This window comes from Pseudomonas sp. FP1740 (assembly GCF_030687165.1).
GTDB lineage: Bacteria > Pseudomonadota > Gammaproteobacteria > Pseudomonadales > Pseudomonadaceae > Aquipseudomonas.
Genome location: NZ_CP117461.1, coordinates 2,816,203 through 2,831,128 on the forward strand (window position 1 = coordinate 2,816,203; position 14,926 = coordinate 2,831,128).

Sequence of the window (14,926 nt, forward strand, 5' to 3'; positions counted from 1 at the left end):
GGGCGCTAGCGCAGCAGATGCACCGCCAACCCGATCAACCCGCAGCCCATCAGTACCTCGATCACCCCCCGCTTGAAGCGGAACAAGGCGATGGCCGCTGCAATGGCGATCAGCGCCGAAGGCCAGTCGAGTTGGCCACTGAAGCCCTTGGGCCAGAGCACGTGATAGCCGAAGAAGCATGCCAGGTTGAGGATCACGCCAACCACCGCCGCGGTAATCGCGGTCAGGGGGGCGGTAAGCCTGAGTTCGTTGTGCGTCGACTCCACCAACGGGCCGCCGGCGAGGATGAACAGGAACGATGGCAGGAAGGTGAACCAGGTGACCAGTGTGGCGGCGAGGGCGCCGGCCAGGAACAGTTGATCCGGGCCGAACACCTGATGAACATAGGCGCCGACAAAACCGACGAAGGCCACCACCATGATCAGCGGCCCGGGGGTGGTTTCGCCGAGCGCCAGGCCATCGATCATCTGTGTGGGTGTCAGCCAGCCATAGTGGCCGACAGCGCCCTGATACACATAAGGCAGCACGGCATACGCGCCACCGAATGTCAGCAACGCCGCTTTGGTAAAGAACCAGCCCATCTGGGTCAGGGTGCCATCCCAGCCGAACAGGGCGGTGAGAACCCCCATCGGCAGCACCCACAAGACCGCACCCACCAACGACAGGCGCAGCAATTTGAAACTGCTGAAACGCGCGTGTTCGGGCGTCGGGGTGTCGTCATCGATCAACGCCGGACCGAAGGACTTTTTCGCTGCGCTGTGACCTCCGGTCCTGAATCGTTCAGGTGCCAGGCGTCCGCCGAAGTAACCGATGATCGCGGCGCCCAGCACAATCAACGGGAACGGCACATTGAACACGAAGATGGCGGTGAACGACGCCGCGGCGATGCCCCACAGCCAGTTGTTCTTCAATGCCCGTGAGCCAATCCGGTGGGCCGCCTGCACCACAATCGCGGTCACGGCCGGCTTGATCCCATAAAAAAGCCCGGCCACCGCTGGCACTTCGCCAAAGGCGATGTACACCCACGACAGCCCGATCAGGATGAACAGCGACGGCAACACAAAGAGCCCGCCGGCAATCAGGCCGCCCCACGTCCGATGCATCAGCCAACCGATGTAGGTCGCCAGTTGCTGAGCCTCCGGCCCGGGCAGCAACATGCAGTAGTTGAGGGCGTGCAGAAAGCGCCGTTCCGAGATCCAGCGTCGGCGCTCCACCAATTCCTGATGCATGATCGAGATCTGTCCGGCCGGCCCGCCGAAGCTGATGAAACCGAGCTTCAGCCAGAACAGAAACGCTTCCCGCAGGCTGATCGCCGCAGGCTTCGACAGCGCCTGCCCGACGGTCGAAGAGGGGGCCTTATTCAAATGACGATTCCTTTTTCAACGGTTTATTCAGGCCTTTACGGCGTGCCAAACATCGCCGTCCAGTAAATACCCGCGTCACTCTTCGGGTCCACCGCATAGGCTGCACCCAATTCGCGAAATTGTGGGTTCATCAGGTTGGCGCAATGCCCCGGGCTGGCCAGCCAGCCATCGACCACCTTGCGCACCGTGTCCTGCCCGGCGGCGATGTTCTCACCGACCTGCTGGCCGGCGTAACCCGCCAGTTCAGCCCGATCACCCGGCGTGCGGCCGTCGCGGTCCTTGTGATCGAAAAAGTTATGGTTGGCCATGGCCCGGCTGTGACCCTCGGCGGCTGATCCCAGGGTGGCGTTCCAGGCCAGCGGCGTGGTGGCGGCGAAGGATTGGGCACCGCACTGGCGCGCTTGCGTGCGGGCGCTGTTCATCGCTTCAAGGAGTTTCTGTCCCTCCGCCTGCCAGTCGCCCAAGCGCCCCGTCAACAGCGGGCGCGCCAGCACGATGCGCCACTCGCGGCCCTCCCGGCTGACGCCGATATCGACAAATTGCGGGTCCAGCACCACCCGGCAGAAGCTCTCCTGAATCGCCTTCATCGCGGCGGGCCCATCACGCGGGCCGGACAAGCTGATCGCCTGCACGTTGACCATCGGATACGCCGCGCGGGCCAGTGCCTGCTGCAGGTCGCCGATGCTGTTGGCGGACAGCACCAGGCGCGGATCGCTGGCCAGCGGTGGTAACTCCGAAGACGCCTGTCCGGCACAGCGCTGTACCTGGCTGCGGTAAACGTTGATCGACTCTACCAGCTGTTGTTCATCGGCCGCCGATGCGATGACGCTGAACACCAACCCGAATGACAACACGCCAAGATGCAAAACGGATGACAGGCTGCGCATGAAAATCTCCCCCTGAACGGACTGCGCTCATGATGCGCGAATACACCCCTCCGGATGCAATGCCTTTTCGCATCCAAATGCAGTTTATTGCCTGCCTGTTGGTATGAACTCCGGCGACTACAATCAACTCAGGTCTGCGATCGTGTCGTTGTTCACATCGGTTTCAATCAGAAGGATCGGAACATGCGATTTAACGGGGTAGCCACCTGCTTCGCAATCATCCTTCTGTGCGGCCAGGTGTGGGCGACTGATCAGGAGCAAAAAAAGGAAGTGGCTGAAGACAAGGCACAGGTCCTGGAGCAGAAAGCGGCAGAGAAGGGGAGTGAAGTTCCGATACCCAAGTCCGAGACCATCACCACCTCTGAAGTACAGGCGGTTGATCCGGCGGGCACGGCGCCGCTGGAGGATGCCATTACATGCCTTGCACGCAGCATCTACTGGGAAGCCAAAGGGGTGACGGATGCTGACATGGAGGGCGTCGCCGGTGTGGTCATGAACCGGCTGGGCCATGAAGGTTTTCCGGATACGGTGTGCGGGGTGGTCAAGCAAGGTTCTGAAAAGCACGCCTGCCAGTTTTCATGGTGGTGTGACGGGCGTGCAGATCAGGTAAAGGAAGACGACGAATATGCCCTTGCCAAGGAAATCGCGCGCAAGGCACTCAACAGGCAACTCACGGACCGCACCCATGGTGCCTTGTATTTCCACGACAAAACGGTGAAGCCCGACTGGGCGAAGCAGTACATCAAGACAGGCGAGACCCCGAAATTTCTGTTCTATAAGCCTGGTGGCGGAACGGCAAAGTAGGTGCGAATCGCTTCGCGCCACCTGGAGCCAACTCTCTACTGGCTGCTTATGCTACGGGTGGGAAACGCTACGGTGATGGTCAGCCCCTCGTGCTTCCAGTCACGGCGGATTTCGCCGTGAAGCTGGCCATGCACAGTCGCTTTTGCGAGAAGGGTGCCGAACCCGGTGCTGTCGGGTTCCCGTTCAATGAGCGGGCCATTCCTTTCGCTCCAGACCACGGTGAACACCTCCTCACTCTCGCTGCACGAAATATCCAAAAGCCCTTCAGGCAAAGAGAGCGCCCCATATTTCGCGGCGTTGGTTGCAAACTCATGCAACAGCAGAGCGAAGCTGGTGACTGAAGCACCGTCCATCGTTATGTCAGGGCCGGTCACGAAGGCGCGTGACTGGCTGTTATCCCCGCCCTCGGCATAAGGCGCGAGAATGGTTTGAATGAGGGCATGCAATGTCGTTGGCTGCTCGTTACTCAAACCGTGCGGTATGGTCAGGGTATGGGCTCGCGCCAATGCGTTCAGCCGTGCGCAAACGGCGGAGGCGAGTTCGCCGGGGGTCGTTGCCGAACGGGCGCTCAGTGAGACCACGCTGTTTGCCAGGGTGAACAGGTTTTTCACCCGGTGATCCATCTCTCTGATGAGCAGGCTCTTTTGTTCTTCCGCCTGTCGTCGCTCGGTGATATCGCGAGCGATTTTGGCCGCTCCGACAATACGGCCTTGCCGATTTCTGATGGGGGAGACGGCGAGAGAGATCTCGACCAGGCTACCGTCTTTGCGCCGCCGGAGGGTTTCATAGTGTTCGATGCGCTCGCCTCGACGGATGCGCGCCAAAATGCCGGGTTCCTCAACCCGCCGATCCAGGGGAATGAGCATGTCAATGGTTTGGCCGACCGCTTCCTCGGCCGTGTAACCAAAGAGTCGCTGGGCGCCAGCGTTCCAGTTGGTAATCGTGCCGTTCAGGTCTTTGGCGATGATCGCGTCGGCGGACGATTCGACCAGCGCGTCATGGATCAGCGCGGCTTCGTCGGCGACGGTCTGGTCGGTCAGATCGATCAGCATGTTAACGGCGCCTATCAGGCTGTCTTCTGCATCGAAGATCGGCGAGGGACACGCCAGAAAACGAACGCGTGTGCCATCCGGACGCTCGGCGATGGCTTCAAGCCCTCTGACAGGACGTTGTTCCTTCAATGCCATGGACATGGGGCATTCATCGTGGGGCAGCGGCGTGCCGTCAGGCCAATAGAGCTTCCAAGAGCCGCAAAAGGCGCTCTCCCCAAGCGCCGGGGTCATTCCCCACAGCGCCACCGCTGCACGGTTGTAAAAGGTGATCAGACCCTTGGCATCGGTGGTGTAGATGGCCTCGGGAAGTGCCTCAAGGACATCGCTCAACCCCAGGTCGTGAAGGAACGGGGATGTTTGCTCGCTACCTTCTGAGGGTGTACAGGTAGGTCCAATAGCGGTGTCGTCCTCATGGACAGGCCCTTGGCTCATTCGCAAACTCCATGCTGGTGGTGCCTTGGCACTCGATTCAGGTGGTTCGGGTTGAAATACAGGATATAGCGATGTGACCAGGTCCCGGAAAGAACCTTGCCTCTAATTAAGGACTATTTTTGGTCGCGCACAAGAAACTTGATCGAAATTCGCTCGCTGCTGCCCGTACATTTTTACGCTTTCTTTACGGTAGGTGTTTTCCCTTGCGAGGATACTTGCCGCGTTTTTTTGATCGTCGACAGGCCTGCAAAACTCTCCAGGTCGCCTGAACGAGCGGCATGACCCCCATGGACTAATCTCATTATCAAGCTGTAGGGTTTCATGGCTGAGTTCCAATGTTTACCCGGTAGCCCCGCAAACCCTCTTGCTCGAAGGTGGCATGCCATTTATTTCCTTCAATCTCAGAGAAGCTACCCGTGAGCGAAACAGCGATCCCCGCCCATGATAACTCCCACGCCAAAACATCAGGAGTGGGCTTGCTCGTCGCCGCGGTCGGCGTGGTTTATGGGGACATTGGTACCAGCCCGCTTTACACCCTCAAAGAAGTGTTCGCCGGCCACTATGGCGTCCAGGCCAATCAGGACGGTGTACTGGGCATTCTGTCGTTGATTTTCTGGTCGCTGATCTGGGTCGTCTCGATCAAGTACGTGCTGTTTATCCTGCGCGCCAACAACCAGGGCGAGGGCGGCATCATGGCCTTGACGGCACTGGCACGCCGGGCCTCCGCGCCTTATCCGAAAATGAGCCGGAACCTGGTGTTGCTCGGGCTGTTTGGCGCGGCACTGTTTTACGGGGACAGCATGATCACCCCGGCCATTTCGGTGCTCTCCGCGGTTGAAGGTCTGCAACTTGCGTTCGAGGGCATCGGTCATTGGGTCGTTCCGCTGTCCGTTATCGTCCTGGTAGCACTTTTCCTGATCCAGAAACATGGCACGGCGCGTATTGGCATCCTGTTCGGCCCGGTCATGGTGCTGTGGTTCGTGGTGTTGGGCATTCTCGGTACATTCGGCATTCTGCAACGCCCGGAAGTGCTGCAAGCGCTCAATCCTGCTTGGGCGGTGCGATTCTTCGTGGTTCATCCGGGCATTGGCATCGCCATTCTGGGCGCCGTGGTATTGGCATTGACCGGTGCTGAAGCGCTGTATGCCGACATGGGCCATTTCGGTCGCAAACCGATTGCCCGTGCCTGGTTCATGCTGGTGCTGCCCGGCCTGGTGCTCAATTACTTTGGCCAGGGTGCGTTGATCCTCGGAAACCCGGAAGCGGTACGCAACCCATTCTATCTATTGGCACCCGACTGGGCGCTGCTGCCGATGGTCGCGCTGTCGACACTGGCCACCATCATCGCCTCCCAGGCGGTGATTTCCGGGGCGTTCTCACTGACTCGCCAGGCCATTCAGCTGGGTTACGTGCCGCGTATGTTTATCCAGCACACCTCCAGTCAGGAGCAGGGGCAGATTTACATCGGTATCGTGAACTGGGCGCTGATGGTCGGCGTCGTGTTGCTGGTCATCGGCTTTGAGTCGTCCAGTGCGCTGGCGGCGGCGTATGGCGTGGCGGTGACGGGGACCATGTTGATCACGACCATCCTGTCCTCGGCCGTGGTCTTGCTGCTGTGGAAAACGCCGCGCTGGCTGGCGATTCCGATGCTGTTGGGTTTTCTCGTGGTCGACAGCCTGTACTTCGCCGCCAACATATCGAAGATCTTCCAGGGCGGTGCGTTCCCGGTGATTGCCGGTATTGCCCTGTTCATTTTGATGACCACCTGGAAGCGCGGCCGCAAGATCATTGTCGAGCGACTGGACGAAACCGCTCTGCCACTGCCGTTGTTCATCAGCAGCATTCGTGCGCAACCACCCCATCGTGTGCAGGGTACGGCGGTATTTCTGACGGCCAGATCCGATGCTGTCCCCCATGCCCTGTTGCACAACCTGTTGCACAACCAGGTGCTGCACGAGCAGGTGGTGTTGCTCACCGTGGTGTCTGAAGACCGCCCGCGTGTGCCTGCGGATCAGCGGTTCGAGATCGAGTCCTATGGCGAAGGCTTCTTCCGTGTCAGTCTGCACTTTGGTTTTATAGAAGAGCCCGATGTGCCGCTGGCATTGAGCCTGTGTCATTTGAAAGAGCTGGATTTCAGCCCGATGCGCACCACCTATTTCCTCAGCCGCGAGACGGTCGTCCCGACCAAGCGTATCGGCATGGCCCGTTGGCGCGAGACCCTGTTCGCGTTCTTGCTGAAGAACGCCAACAGCAATCTCAAATACTTCAATTTGCCGCTCAATCGTGTGATTGAGCTGGGTACGCAGGTTGAGATGTAGCGACTCATCCCTGTGGGAGCGGCGGTGCGGTGCTCCCACAGGTAGACCTCGCCGATGGCACGCTGCGCAGAGTCTCGACGCAGTGGCAGGCTTCGCCCGTCACGGTTTATACCCTCACCGAGACGCGACTATTTCCGGCGAAAACCCAACGGTTCATCGAGTTTCTGCGTGAAAAATTGCAGGATGCTTAGTGGTGGTGACTGCCATTCATCGCCTGCGGCAAATATCAGGTGAATTCGCCATGACCATTTTGCCGAGCTTCTATACTGAATCTCGCAGAGGCGCGCATCACCGCAACTCAGCGAGCCTCTTGAGCGCAGTTCCGCCCTTAACATGACGTCGCGAACTGCAAAGGATTGCAATCGGTGTGACGACACAGTCGCCACGCGGCGAAATGTTGCAAGGGAGGGTGCGGTCATGAGTACGGCTCGACAAGATGTCGCAACACTTGGTTCTGGATGGAACAAGGTCCTGCTCAACTATGCGCTGGCGATGCGCGAGCTGGACAAGCTGCCGATCACCGATCACAACAGTTGGAAATTCCTGGGCGCCATCCACGGGTTCGACAGGCAATTGTGGATTGACGAAAACGTGCTGGGTGTGGACGACCCGATTCCAAAGGATCTGACCAACTATACCTACGGCAGTCAGTGCCAGCACGGCAGTTGGTATTTCCTTTCCTGGCACCGCGGTTATGTGTATGCATTCGAGGCGATCGTCGCCGCGAAAGTGAAGGAACTGACCGGCGACGAATGGGCGCTGCCGTACTGGAACTACCTCAACAGCGGCAACCCGGATGCGCGGCGTGTTCCAGATGCTTTCCTGGAGGAAACCTTGCCCGACGGCAGCCCGAACCCACTCAGCAAATACCCCCGTCGACAAGGACTTACCAAACTGCGGCCGGGCCCACGCGATGCGTTCAGCCTCGCCGCGATGGAGGAGAATGATTTCCAGGTCGGCAATGACGGCAGCATCGGATTCGGCGGCGGCGTCACCGGCGATTTCGTTCAGTTCGCCCGCTGGACCGGCGATCTGGAGAACAACCCGCACAATACGGTCCATCGTCTCATCGGCGGCGACCAGGGATTCATGGCCAATCCGTATCTCGCGGGCCTGGACCCGATCTTCTGGTTGCACCATTGCAACATCGACCGGCTCTGGGAAGCATGGATGAGCACGCCGGGCAAGACGATGGTTCATGATCCGCGTTGGCTCAACGGCCCGGCTGACCGCACCTTCATCATGCCGGTGCCCGGCGGCGCTGCTGGAATGAAGTTCTCCGGCCGCGACACACTGAAAGATGGCAAATTGCACCGTAGCTATGCGGACTTGCGCATCGGCACCGGTGTAACACCTGGAGCAGAAGCTGTGGCACGGGTCAAAATGGGTGCGCCGGATCAACAAAGCATCGAGCCAATCGGTGCCAATGCGGCAATGGTCAGGGTCGGCGGTGCGCCGGTGCGCACGCAAGTCAACCTCGACCAGCAAGCCACCACCGCCGGCATCGCCGCCATGGGCGCGATGGAGCCGGGCAGGGAGGTGACCCGGCTTTACCTGGCGCTTGAATCGGTGCGCGGCTCCGCGCCTTCTCCTCTGCTGGAGGTGTACGTCAATTTGCCGGAAGGCGTCGATCCACAACTCCACCCCGAGTGCCATGCCGGCAGCCTGACGCTGTTCGGCCTGAACGTCGCCTCGCGGCCAGACGGCGGCCACGGCGGCAATGGGCTTGGCTATACGATCGACATTACTGACCTAGCCCAGCGGCTGACGGATGCTGGCGACTTCGATCCGAACCATCTGCGTGTGACCCTTGTTCCGGGCGAGCAGATATCGGAAGCCAAGCCTGTGACCGTGGACCGAATCAGCGTTCTCAAGCGAAGTGGCGTCGTGAGTTGAGTACCCGCTCATGCAGCCAGGTTCGGTAATGCGCAGCTTTACCCTGGCGCCCTGGCCGTTGCTGTTCGCGACGGCTGGGCTCGGTCTGGCCCTGAGCATTTACAACGCCGGGCACGCTGCGCATCCGACCTTCTGCAGTTCGGTGGCGGGGCTGTCTATCGTCACGCTCTGGCCCACCGTGCTGAAGGCCGAGTTCGCCCTGAATCCACTGAACCGCTTGCTGGCTGACTGGGCGCTGATGCTCGTCGCGATGATGCCTCCGCTGCTGGCGATGCCGCTCATGCATGTCTGGCGTTCCAGCCTGCCACGCAGACGCCTGCGCGCATCAGTCGGGTTCTTGCTCGGTTACGGTGCGCTATGGATGGCCGCCGGGCCGATCCTGACCGTTCTCGCTTTATTGTTGCAGCTCACCGTCGCAGAGGCGGCCCTTGCCGGGGCACTGCTGATTGCGATGTTGTGGAGTGCCAGCCCGTGGCACCGCGTGGCGCTCAATCGTGGCCACCGAATGCGGCGGATCGGTCTGTTCGGTTGGGCGGCCGACAGGGATTGCCTGATCTTCGGCATGACGCATGGTCTCTGGTGCATTGCGTCGTGCTGGGCGTGGATGCTGGTGCCACTGCTTGGCGGGGCGTGGCACATTCCGATCATGCTGTTTGCAGGCGCAATGATGCTGGCTGAGCGCCTGACGCCCGCGGATCGACCGCGCTGGCGTTGGCCGGCGATTTTCCCCCAACTTGATCCTGGCTCTGTCTTCACTGCGCGAAAGGCGGCGCGCCCGCATGACTAGGCGGGCCTGTCTGGCGATCGGGGTCAGCACGCTGACTCCGACCTCAAACCAGTCGCTGCGCTTCGCGTACCTGGACGGAGCGGTGCTCGCCGCCCGCTCAATCGGCGACTGGGCGCTCCGCTCGGGCTTCGGCGCCAGCAACGTAAGAGTCGTCGACGACGGCCTCGCCGGCGACATTCCAGTCACCCGTGAGCGGGTGCAGCAAGCGGTCGATGAACTGTTTCCGAGCGGTGCCGAGGTGGTCGAGCAGTTGATCCTGGCATTTTGTGGCCATGGCCTCACCGATGCGAATATCGGCTCGATCTCCTGGCTGTTCAGCGATTCCCTGCGCTTGAAGTACCGTGTTCTGGCCGACTTGTTCTACACCGAACTGTTACTGCACGGCGTGCAGCGCATCACACTGATTACCGATGCATGCCGCGAAGCGCCGAAGAATATCGACCTGATGCGCCTCGATGCCGTGCGCGGGATCGTCGTGCAGGGCACACAAGTCGACAGCCCCAGGTTTGATCGTCTGGCCTCCTGCCAGGACGGACAACTCGGCTATATGGTGTCTGATCCGATGTCCGGCGCTCCGGGCAAGTGTGTGTTTTCTGGCGTGATCGCCGACGCGCTCTGGGGCATCGAGCCAGCCGCCATCATCGATGGTGTGATCACCACGGAGACACTGGGCAAATGCGTGCGGTCGCGCACCACCGAGCGTGCGAAAGAGTATCGCCTGAAGCTCAACCCGCAGTGCCTGGTCGACCCGGAACCGGCCGTGCTCTATAACGCCGCCAATCCACTACAGGGCGTCGCCGAATTGCAGCCCTGGCCGCGTACGGGGAATGCCACCACCCTGGGTGCTGTCGAGGCGGGTGGCGCACCAGGTGCCGCCGAACAAATTCTTGAGCGGGTGCATACCGACACGGACTTTCGCGAGCAGATCCTCGGCACCGGTTTTGGCTTCAAGGGGCGCGATCTGGCGGTGCCGGCCGACCACTTCATCACCATCCCCGACGACAGTAAGGATCTGCTTCAGGATCTGTTCGAGCTGCGGCACCAGACCACTCATACGCCTGAAAAAACGCAAAAGGTACAGTCACTGGTTCAGCGACTGGAGGCAGATGCGGCTGCCGATGTCCGCAAGACCGCGGCTGGAGAGGTTCGGCGCAGGCTGGAACAGGTCAACGACCCAGGCCAGGCGAACGTGATCGTCTGGGGCAGTCAAGCGAAGCTTTTGTCCCGGAAGCCGATCGAGCGACTGGGCGCAACGCCCGGGTTCGAGACGTACCGCATCAAGGGCGATCCACAGGGGATGCCGGTGTTGGTTGAGTTGGCCGATGGCACATTTACACCGGTCGTTCCGTACGATGACCTGTACACCGTCGTGACACCCAGCAGCGCCGGCGACGTTTTCCAGGCCTATGGCACGCGCAATGCTCCTGAGAGCTACCAAGGGATGCTCGGTGCTATCGACGATTTCGCCGCCGGCCGGCTCCAAGCCGACAGCATCGACTGGCTCGCCGCCGACCTGCGGAACCAAAAGCACGCGGATCCCATGCTGGGTGTGATCTGCGCCTACCTGTATCGCGCCGTTGCCGACTATGACAGCATCCGGCGCATGGCGTATTTCTATGTTACCCATGGTCAACCGGTTCCCTTTGACATCGCACTACTTGGCGCGATGCAAGTGACCGTCGAGGCGAATGGCGTTCTGCAACTACACGTGCCGGCCGTAAAGGCGCGCCAACCCCGACCGGATGCGCCCGCGCTCCCTGACTACGTCATGCAAGCAACCCCGGCTGTGCAGGCCTGGATCGGTGGGCGATGCCCGTGGTTGGGGTTGGGGTGGGACTACGTCAAAGACCCGCGCCCGGAATGGGCTGTGCTTGTTGAAGGACTTGCTGATTATGTTGGGATGGTTCGTCGGAGTGGGGCGACGGTGTTGCCTGATAAGGCTGCGTATGAGCTTGCGGCGGTTTGGGGTCTGCGGGCGGGTTGAGTTGGTTTTGGTGGGTTTCCTCGGGCCGTCTAGGTTGCGTTTTTAACTTCGGTTTTTGGGGGAGGGATTATAGACGTGATAGGTAGAACTCTTTTCTAGCTCTCTCCCCTTGACGTCTCGTGAATTGGTTCTAACTTTTCTGTGCACGCTGTGCACGCTGTGCACGCTGTGCACGCTGTGCACGCTGTGCACGCTGTGCACGCTGTGCACGCTGTGCACGCTGTGCACGCTGTGCACGCTGTGCACGCTGTGCACGCTGTGCACGCTGTGCACGCTGTGCACGCTGTGCACGCTGTGCACGCTGTGCACGCTGTGCACGCTGTGCACGCTGTGCACGCTGTGCACTTGTCCAATCAAGGAAGAATCGACATTGAAAATAGCTTTTGGCGCCCTGTTGTTGACCTGCCTGACTACTCTCGCACTCGCTGACGAGAACCCTGTTGGCTTCCAATCTTCCACACTGGCGGACTCGCACAGTGACCGCTCACTGGAGATGGTCGTTTGGTACCCCAGTGCGACTACCGCCGCCACGCAGTTAATCGGCGATGATGCGGTGTTTGTCGGTGCTTCTGCCGTTCGTAATGCGCCGCCCGCTGTTGGCAAGCATCCATTGCTGGTGCTCTCCCACGGGTACAGGGGGAACTGGAGCAACCAGATCTGGCTTGCCAGTGCTCTGGCCCATAGGGGTTACATCGTCGCCGCTATCAATCACCCTGGCACCACCACTCATGACCGTAGCCCTCAAGCGGCGGCGCAGTTATGGCAGCGGCCCGTTGATTTGGGCCGAGTCATTGATAGGGTCACGACTCAACCAGAAAAATTCGGCTTGGTCGCCAATGACCGAATTGCAGTAGTGGGCCATTCACTCGGCGGCTGGACCGCCCTGGAGATCGCCGGTGCTCGTTTCGATCCAGACCGCTTCGCCCTTGACTGCAAAGCCCACCCGCAGTTAGCGAGTTGCACCGTCTACGAAACGATAAACCCTGCAAGCACCTCAAAATCAAAGGCCGCGTTGGCCGGCGATTTGCGCGATAAACGCGTCACTGCTGTGGTCACATTGGACCTGGGCCTTTCACGGGGCCTGACCGATGAAAGCCTGGCCGCGCTGCCGGTACCAGCGCTGGTGATCGCTGCCGGCGTACCGTCGCGCGAGCTTCCTGCTGAGTTGGAGTCTGCCAACCTGGCCAAACGCTTGCCTGCGGCGTCAAGCCGTTACGTCGAAATCAGCGACGCAAGCCATTTCAGCTTCTTGTCGATGTGCAAACCTGGCGCGCAGAAAATGCTCGAAGACGATGTACCAGGCGATGGCATCATTTGCCTGGATGGCGACGGCGGTCGCTCACGTGAGGTGATTCAACAGCAGATCACATCGCTGATAGCAGAGTTTCTTCAGTCATCCTACAAAGAAGCAAGTTTGTAAACTCGTGGTACGGGAACTGCTGCAGCTCAACAAAAAAACCGCTGTAGCAGTTTTGGCGTCCGCGCGATCTGTCAGATCGGTTGGGCAGGGAAGTGGGCTCTGGGGCGGAAGCGGTCGGTCGCGAAGGCTAGGTAGATCAGCTCTCAGCGCAAGTGATTGAGTCCTGACCGGCTTCAGCCGCCAGCTTCAATCGGTCAGCTTTACTAATGTATTTAGTCTTGCTTTTCGGTGCCAATTTGGCACTGGCCTTTTTGGCGTTAGCCTTTAACAACTGATTTATTTTTTTACGACGATTCATATTTTCTGCTCGGTTTGTCAGTGCTTGAATGATACCAGCTTAAAATTTCAGGTAAAAATTGATACCGGTTGCGGTGACCCGCGGATTCCACTCCGTCCGCAGTGGCCGTTGCGGCGGGAACTTCAGGGTACTGGCCAGGTCAATGGGGGCCCTGTGTCGCAGATGCCGAGCAGTGCTGGTGGCCTGTTTTACGACAGTGCCGTCCGAGATCAGCCGAGTCCGCCCCCTGATGCCAACCAAGATTTTTCTGCCGAGTCTTCTCCTGGCGTTCTGCGTCGTCGCGTCGCTTTGTTCGATTGCTGCCGAGCGAAGGGCGCCTTCGCAAAGTAACAGCGCATCAACCACCCTGATCGAAACCGCCTCGCGGCAGTATGGAAATGGCCAGCTGGACCAAGCCGCTGCCACGCTGGAGCGTGCCCTGCATATCCAACCGAACAATCCCGCGACGCTGCATTATCTCGGTGTGTTGCGTCTTCAGCAGGGACAGTACCAACAGGCTGAAACGTTGGCGGTGCGTTCGAACATGAGAGTCGGTAGCAACGTAGCGTTACGCAACCGCAACTTCCAATTGATCCAGGCGGCGCAGCAGGCCAACGCTTCGAGCACCTCACCCAACGCCAAAGAGGACCAGGTCGCAGTACAGAAGGGGCTCGAAGAGGAGGCCCAAAGGCTGCGCGAAGCAGAAATGGCCGCTGCTGAACAAGCCGCTCCGGATACTGGGCGCGATGCTGGCAACTTCGCTCGCGCAATGCCCGAAGGAGAATTGCAATCGGCTTCCACCGAACCAGCGCCCGCGTACGATGGAATTGAGATTCCCCGTGGCCATTGGCCGCCTCCGGGTAAATGCCGAATCTGGTTTCCTGATCGTCCGCCCGGGCATCAGCCCCCACCGGGCAAATGCAAGAAGCTACGGCATCGGGTTCCGTTGGGAGCCTATCTGGTACACGGATGAGCGACGGTCCAGCTTCGACCGTCGCATTGAATGGTCAGACTTCCGTCTGTTCCGCTTCGTTTTCAGCAGCACTGCTATCAGGCCGGTTTGAGTGCAAGCGGATTAATCTCGTGGCGTCGCATTAGCGACGATAGTAGCGGTGATCGTCCTCGTAGCGGTGCCGCATGGGCCGATCATCGTGGCGCTCCCAATAACGATGGCGTTCAGCTTCTCGACGGGCTTGCTCTCTACGCCACTGTTCTCTGCGCCATTCGTCTCGGCGCCAATCGTCTCTACGATCGTGCCAACGGCCGTCATGCCAGTATCGGTCGTCATGGGCCAGCAAGGGGCCTGGCTGTTTGCCAGCCATACTGGCCAAGGTTGGCCAAGGGTTGCCGGCGGCCTCGACCGGAGCCTGAACGGCTGCCACTTCAGTTGCGAAAACAGGGGTTGAGGTCTTCATTTGTGTTGCTGATGCGGAGCCCACTGCCGCGAGCGCGAACAGGCCGAAGAGCACCATCCGTGGGTCATGGAATTTCATGAGCGAAGACAACCTCTGATTGACAATGGACGTGTGGCCATCTGACTGCGGGAAGCCTGCGAGGTCGCGCTTACCGAGGATGTGCCTGTCCACATAGACCGATAAAAAGAGAAAAGTTCTAGGGCTCCGCGGCTTAAATAGCCGACGACCTCATTGTTCGGCTTCTTTGAGGTTTGCTATCTGGTGTCGGCTTCTGGCTGTTAACTGCCTGC

General features: G+C 59.9%; 12 protein-coding genes and 1 pseudogene. 8 read left to right on the forward strand and 5 right to left on the reverse strand.

Annotated features, from left to right (window positions below; translation table 11 throughout):
• Positions 1-5: 5 nt before the first annotated feature.
• Together chrA and PSH69_RS12845 are read right to left on the reverse strand one after the other, a co-directional pair.
• Complete coding sequence (chrA, locus tag PSH69_RS12840; RefSeq protein ID WP_305412331.1) at positions 6-1,364, reverse strand: chromate efflux transporter; 1,359 nt, start codon at positions 1,362-1,364, stop codon at positions 6-8.
• A 35-nt stretch (positions 1,365-1,399) separates the two neighbouring features.
• On the reverse strand, positions 1,400-2,251 hold the full coding sequence (locus tag PSH69_RS12845) for a CAP domain-containing protein (protein ID WP_305412332.1): 852 nt from the start codon (positions 2,249-2,251) through the stop codon (positions 1,400-1,402).
• Between the two features lie 183 nt (positions 2,252-2,434).
• Between PSH69_RS12845 and PSH69_RS12850 the strand changes: the two genes are divergently transcribed.
• Entirely contained in the window at positions 2,435-3,055 is a 621-nt protein-coding gene (locus PSH69_RS12850) for a cell wall hydrolase (RefSeq protein WP_305412333.1), read from the forward strand.
• Positions 3,056-3,090: 35 nt separating this feature from the next.
• On the opposite strand, the gene PSH69_RS12855 is transcribed toward PSH69_RS12850, so the two are convergent.
• Positions 3,091-4,437: a PAS domain S-box protein gene (locus tag PSH69_RS12855; RefSeq protein ID WP_305412334.1), complete on the reverse strand. Its 1,347-nt coding sequence runs from the start codon at positions 4,435-4,437 to the stop codon at positions 3,091-3,093.
• 518 nt (positions 4,438-4,955) lie between these two features.
• Here PSH69_RS12855 and PSH69_RS12860 point away from each other — a divergent pair.
• The 6 genes and pseudogenes from PSH69_RS12860 to PSH69_RS12885 all read left to right on the forward strand — a co-directional run bounded on the left by PSH69_RS12860 (position 4,956) and on the right by PSH69_RS12885 (position 12,944).
• Complete coding sequence (locus tag PSH69_RS12860; protein WP_305412335.1) at positions 4,956-6,857, forward strand: potassium transporter Kup; 1,902 nt, start codon at positions 4,956-4,958, stop codon at positions 6,855-6,857.
• Between the two features lie 44 nt (positions 6,858-6,901).
• Positions 6,902-7,048 (forward strand): annotated as a pseudogene (locus tag PSH69_RS12865) (LysR family transcriptional regulator); the annotation flags it as partial.
• 226 nt (positions 7,049-7,274) lie between these two features.
• Positions 7,275-8,753 carry a tyrosinase family protein gene (locus tag PSH69_RS12870; RefSeq protein ID WP_305412336.1) on the forward strand — a complete coding sequence of 493 codons (1,479 nt, stop codon included), beginning with the start codon at positions 7,275-7,277 and terminating at the stop codon, positions 8,751-8,753.
• Between the two features lie 10 nt (positions 8,754-8,763).
• Positions 8,764-9,540, forward strand: coding sequence for a DUF2182 domain-containing protein (locus PSH69_RS12875; protein WP_370695242.1), 777 nt, complete (start codon positions 8,764-8,766; stop codon positions 9,538-9,540).
• Entirely contained in the window at positions 9,533-11,524 is a 1,992-nt protein-coding gene (locus tag PSH69_RS12880; protein WP_305412340.1) for a hypothetical protein, read from the forward strand. Before PSH69_RS12875 ends, PSH69_RS12880 begins: the two co-directional genes overlap by 8 nt.
• A gap of 370 nt (positions 11,525-11,894) precedes the next feature.
• A complete protein-coding gene (locus PSH69_RS12885; RefSeq protein WP_305412824.1) occupies positions 11,895-12,944 on the forward strand; it encodes an alpha/beta fold hydrolase in 1,050 nt (349 codons plus the stop codon).
• A 136-nt stretch (positions 12,945-13,080) separates the two neighbouring features.
• Here PSH69_RS12885 and PSH69_RS12890 read toward each other — a convergent pair whose 3' ends face one another.
• The gene (locus PSH69_RS12890) at positions 13,081-13,242 is read right to left on the reverse strand and encodes a DUF2986 domain-containing protein (protein WP_018930247.1); all 162 of its coding nucleotides are present in this window, start codon (positions 13,240-13,242) and stop codon (positions 13,081-13,083) included.
• Positions 13,243-13,471: 229 nt separating this feature from the next.
• On the opposite strand from PSH69_RS12890, the gene PSH69_RS12895 reads away from it, so the two are divergent.
• Entirely contained in the window at positions 13,472-14,194 is a 723-nt protein-coding gene (locus PSH69_RS12895; RefSeq protein WP_305412342.1) for a tetratricopeptide repeat protein, read from the forward strand.
• A gap of 121 nt (positions 14,195-14,315) precedes the next feature.
• Here the strand turns inward: PSH69_RS12895 and PSH69_RS12900 are convergent, their stop codons facing one another.
• Positions 14,316-14,714, reverse strand: coding sequence for a hypothetical protein (locus PSH69_RS12900; protein WP_305412344.1), 399 nt, complete (start codon positions 14,712-14,714; stop codon positions 14,316-14,318).
• Between the last annotated feature and the right edge of the window lie 212 nt (positions 14,715-14,926).